The organism is Bacteroides sp. AF25-38AC (assembly GCF_003602995.1).
GTDB lineage: Bacteria > Bacteroidota > Bacteroidia > Bacteroidales > Bacteroidaceae > Bacteroides > Bacteroides uniformis.
The window spans coordinates 1-5,088 of record NZ_QTMD01000067.1 but is presented as its reverse complement, the minus strand read 5'-3'; the positions used below and the strand labels follow the sequence as shown (position 1 = coordinate 5,088).

Here is a 5,088-nt window from a genome sequence, read left to right as displayed (position 1 = left end):
TGACGTGCAACGACGTGGGCATACCGCTGTCGGCAGGTATAGGCAAGAACAAGGCTGGAAAGACACGGCTCATACCGAGCCTTTTCGCTCCGACCTCCTTTTCCCTTCCTGTCCCCACGGGCAAGCCCGTCATGGTGGGCGGTCCCTACGTCCCCGACTGGGGCGGAATGCTGACGGGACTTGCGGCGAGCATAGGGTTCAGTTCCCTGATGAAATGCGCACGGAACAAGATAAGAAAATTCAACCTGAAAAGACAAATAACCAAAGGGCCTAACAAGCTAAGCCGATTCTTGTGTAAATTAGGCTTTGAGCCTGTGAACCTTGTCAACGGCGCAGTGGTTTACGAGGGCACGGACTTCGGCTTCCCTTCCCCGCTTCCATTGGAATGGACCCGGGCATGGTACTCCGATTCGGAGTACGAGGGCTGGCTGGGCCATGGCGTACACTGCTGCTATGACCGCACGGTGGAAAGTTTCGAGGACGAGGGCGTGACGATGCTCCGCATGGAGGATGGCCGTGCCGTCGCTTTCCCGCCGATAGCGCCGGGCGGCGAGTTCTACATGCGCACGGAACGCATGACACTGCGCCGTACCGAAAAAGGCTACGAGGCATACAGCCATGACAGCCTGCTCACATACCGCTTCGATATGCGGGATGGCGGCGCATGGCGCATGACACGCATAGAAAACCCCGACGGGCTTCATATACAGCTCCGTTTCAGCAACGGCAGGTTCTCCGGACTGAGCGACCCTGCCGGACGCACGGTACACGCCGCCACCGACACGAACGGACGCGTCACGAGCCTGTCGTTCGTCACCGACAAGGGAGAAGAGCGTCTGGTGTCGTACACCTACGACGGCTCCGGCAACATGACGGGCATCACCGACGCCATGGACAAGACCACGGAGATGTCGTATAGCGGCCACCTGATGACGGAGAAGACTGACCGCAACGGCGACACCTACTACTGGGAATACGACAGCAAGGGACGGTGCGTCCATACCTACGGCAATGACGGCATGATGGAGGGACGTATCGAGTACCACCCCTCCGAAGGCTACAACCTCGTGACCGACTCCACGGGCGGCACGACCACCTACCGCTATACACCCGACCAGCTTGTGACCGCCGAAATCGACCCGCTCGGCAACGAGACGCGCCACAGCTACACGGACTTCATGGAGCCTTACCGCACCATCGACCCCGAGGGCGGCGTCACGGGCTACAGTTACGACAATGACGGCAACCTCACCGGTGTCACGTACCCCGACGGCAGCGGCGAGATGTACATATACGACGACAAGGGACGGCTGGGCATCCATGTGGACCGTGAGGGCAACAAGACCGTCCGCCTGTACGACATGGAGCGTCCGCACCTTGTCAGCCGCTTCATAGACCGTGACGGCGGCGTCACGGAGTTCACCTACGACAGCCACGGCCAGCCCGTGGGCGTCGGCAAGGGAGACCGCCGTTCCGACCTGTCCTACGACGGCTCGCTGAACCTCGTGTCATGGCACGAGGACGGGAGGCTGCTCGGCGGCTGGAAGCATGATGCCAGGGGCAGGCTCATAGAGCGAAGCTCTCCCGGCAGCCGCACGGAGTTCTACGTGTATGACGCCCTGGACCGCCTGCGGCGCATAGACGCCCGTGACGGTAACGTCATACACCTCGGCTACGACAGCTACGACAGCATCACGGAGGCGCGTGACGCGCGACGCCATGTTCGCATGGGCTACAACTCCGTGGGGAGCATGACATGGCGCGAGGAAGCCGGGAACAGGGTGAGCTTCCGCTACGACGGGATGGACCGCCTGCGCGAGGTGGTCAACGAGGCCGGTGCCGGGTATGTCTTCAGGCGCGACCTTGCGGGCAACATATCATCGGAAAAGGACTACGGCGGCATAGAACGCATATACCACAGGGACGGTTGCGGACGTGTGACACGCATAGTTCGTCCCGGAGGGCGCAGCACCGCCTACACATACGACACCATGGGACGTGTGCTCACAGCCGAGTACCACGACGGCACGAAAGAGGAATACGGCTACGACAGGAACGGGCTGATGGCCACCGCCGACAACGGTGAGGCGCGCATGGTGTTCGAACGCGACCCGATGGGGCGTGTGACAAAGGAGACGATGGGGCTTCCCGGAGGCGACAAGTTCATGGGTGTCATGTCGGTGGAGTCGGAATACAACGCATACGGCGAGCGCACCCGTGTGGGAAGCTCACTCGGAGCCGACACGGAACTGTCCTACGACAGGCTCGGGCTTGTCGGCGGCATAAAAGCCACCGTCAGGAAACCGGAAGCGGATGAAGCGTCCGCATACGGCGATTCCGGAGGGGACGTCCGGCCATGGGAAAGCACCATAGGCCGGGACGACGCCGGGCGTGAGGTGGAGCGTTTCGCAACAGGAGGGATAAGGATTACCACGGACTACAACGACATGGGGCTTGTCCGCTCGCGCCACGTGCGTTCGGGCAACCGACACACGGGTTGGAGAAGCTACCGCTGGGACGTGGGCGCAAGGCTGATGTCGATGCGCAGCAACCTGTCACCGGAGCCGGTCATCTTCGACTACGACTCGATGTGTAACCTCGTCAGGGGCGACTACTCCATGTATGAGAGCGTCTTCCGCACCCCCGACAAGGTGGGCAACCTGTACCGGGAGGACGGATGCAAGGGACGCGAGTATGACCGTGGCGGACGTCTGCTGTGGGACGGCGAGTACCATTACCGCTACGACTGCGAGGGCAACCTCGTACACAAGAGCCGCAGGGATGTGTCCGTTCCGGAAAGCGGGCACACCGAAAAGAAAGGGTGGCTCGGTATGCTGTTCTCTGCGGATGATGCCGACAAGAACGAAAACAGCCGTGAGACCGACCCGTTCGCCGGCTGGCAGCCGGGCGACACCTGCTACGAGTGGCAGGCCAACGGTATGCTTGCCGGGGTGAGGACTCCCGACGGCAGGACGGTAACGTTCGGCTATGATGCCCTCGGCAGAAGAATATCCAAGAGGACGGATAACACCGTGCACCGTTTCGGGTGGGACGGCAACGTGGTACTGCACGAATGGGACACCGACGAAGCCCGGAGGCCGATGCTCGTCACGGACGAGACCGGACGCGAGGAATACAACGGCACGGAGAAGCCGGAGGGCCTTGTGACATGGATATATGACGGAACGTCGTTCACTCCTGTGGCGAAGGTCACGGACGGGGAACGCTACACGATAGTGCATGACTACCTCGGTACGCCGACGCAGGCATACGACAGCAAGGGAGAGCTTGTGTGGGAGATGCTGCTGGATGTGTACGGCAGGGTGGCGGAATGCCATGGGGACCGAACGCTCGTGCCGTTCAGGTATCAGGGACAGTACGAGGATGAAGAAACGGGGCTGTATTACAACAGGTTCAGGTACTATTCGCCGGATATGGGGATGTATATTTCTTCTGATCCCATTGGGCTGGCGGGAAACAATCCTACTTTGTATGGGTATGTAGAAGATGTTAATACCTGGCTGGATGTAGTAGGTTTGTTTAATGTAAATCCTAAAAATATTTTTTACTCACAAGATAGCATAAAGGATACCTTTAGAGATGGGACAACATTGCAGGATACCATCGCAGCTATGAAAGTAAATCCTAAAATAGCAGAAAATATTGAACCAATTAGAATAATAAAATTAGAAGATTTGCCAACAAACATACAAAAAAGATTAAAAGGGCAAGGAGCTAATGAGGGAGATTATTTTTCATTAGACAATCGTAGGCTTTATGCGGCAAAAGAGGCCGGAGTAGATAATATAAATGCAAGAATGGTAACAGCAAAAGACTTAAGAAGAGTTGATTTAAATGAACGTTTTTCTACGAAAAATGCTGGTAGAAGTATCGAAATAAGATGTACAAAATGAAATTAAAAAATATTATAACAGATTTAGGGCTTATTAAAGGTCGTGGAGCTATAGACTTTGTAAAATTTAATAAATTAACTGAGTCTAAGATGGATATTACTTTCTCTATTGATACAACAAAATGTAGTCAAGGAGCAACTTTTGAACAATATGTTCAAATGAGGATAATATCAAATAGTCTTATATATTTCAAAATGCAGAGTGATGAATTGCTTCCAAAATTACATCCAGAATCCTGTCTTTGTGAAATCATAGATTCTCAAGTCGTAAATAATAATTTGGATATACAACCTCAGCTAAAACATATATTACTAACTTCATATGATTCAATTTTTGAGTTTGTATGTAGTGATATTGAATTTTTGATTGAATAACGGTTAAGATTAATGTTACTCGCGGACAGTCATATCACTATGGTAGTCGGGGTTGACGTCCATGTGACGACAGCTCCCCCCTTCAACCCCATCCATCCCTACATGGGTATGGTGATGGACCCCGCCGACTACATACCGTTCCTTGGCACGAACGTAAGCGTGAACGGGCTGAAGCGCGGCGTCTCGGACACCGGTGGCATGATTATCCCCCTGGCGCACATCCCGCTTGCCGGGCCTTTCGCCATGGCCTCCATGATCGGCCACGAGAGCATGAACTTCTTCGCCTCGCAGACCGTGTTCTGCGACGGCAACCGCATGAGTCCGAAGGGTCACATGGTGATGACGTGCAACGACGTGGGCATACCGCTGTCGGCAGGTATAGGCAAGAACAAGGCTGGAAAGACACGGCTCATACCGAGCCTTTTCGCTCCGACCTCCTTTTCCCTTCCTGTCCCCACGGGCAAGCCCGTCATGGTGGGCGGTCCCTACGTCCCCGACTGGGGCGGAATGCTGGCGGGACTTGCGGCGAGCATAGGGTTCAGTTCCCTGATGAAGCTCGGACGCAAGGGACTTGGAAAGGCACTCGCGAAGTTTAATACAAAGGTTTTACAAAATACCAACATACAGAATCGTTTCCCCTCGACGAAGAAGCTGAGCGCATACTTGTGCAAGAACGGCTTCGAGCCTGTGAACCTTGTCAACGGCGCAGTGGTTTACGAGGGCACGGACTTCGGCTTTCCGTCCCCGCTTCCATTGGAATGGACCCGGGCATGGTACTCCGATTCGGAGTACGAGGGCTG

General features: G+C 55.5%; 3 protein-coding genes. All 3 read left to right on the top strand.

Going from position 1 to position 5,088, the window contains the following annotated elements; genetic code table 11:
- Window positions 1–3,914: DUF6531 domain-containing protein (locus tag DWY55_RS21560; RefSeq protein WP_243633689.1), on the top strand; the 3,914-nt coding region annotated here is incomplete at its 5' end.
- Window positions 3,911–4,288 carry a hypothetical protein gene (locus DWY55_RS21555; RefSeq protein WP_133303500.1) on the top strand — a complete coding sequence of 126 codons (378 nt, stop codon included), beginning with the start codon at window positions 3,911–3,913 and terminating at the stop codon, window positions 4,286–4,288. The genes DWY55_RS21560 and DWY55_RS21555, both read left to right, overlap by 4 nt.
- 12 nt (window positions 4,289–4,300) lie before the next feature.
- The coding region (locus tag DWY55_RS21550; protein WP_243633688.1) for a DUF6531 domain-containing protein at window positions 4,301–5,088 on the top strand (788 nt) is incomplete at its 3' end.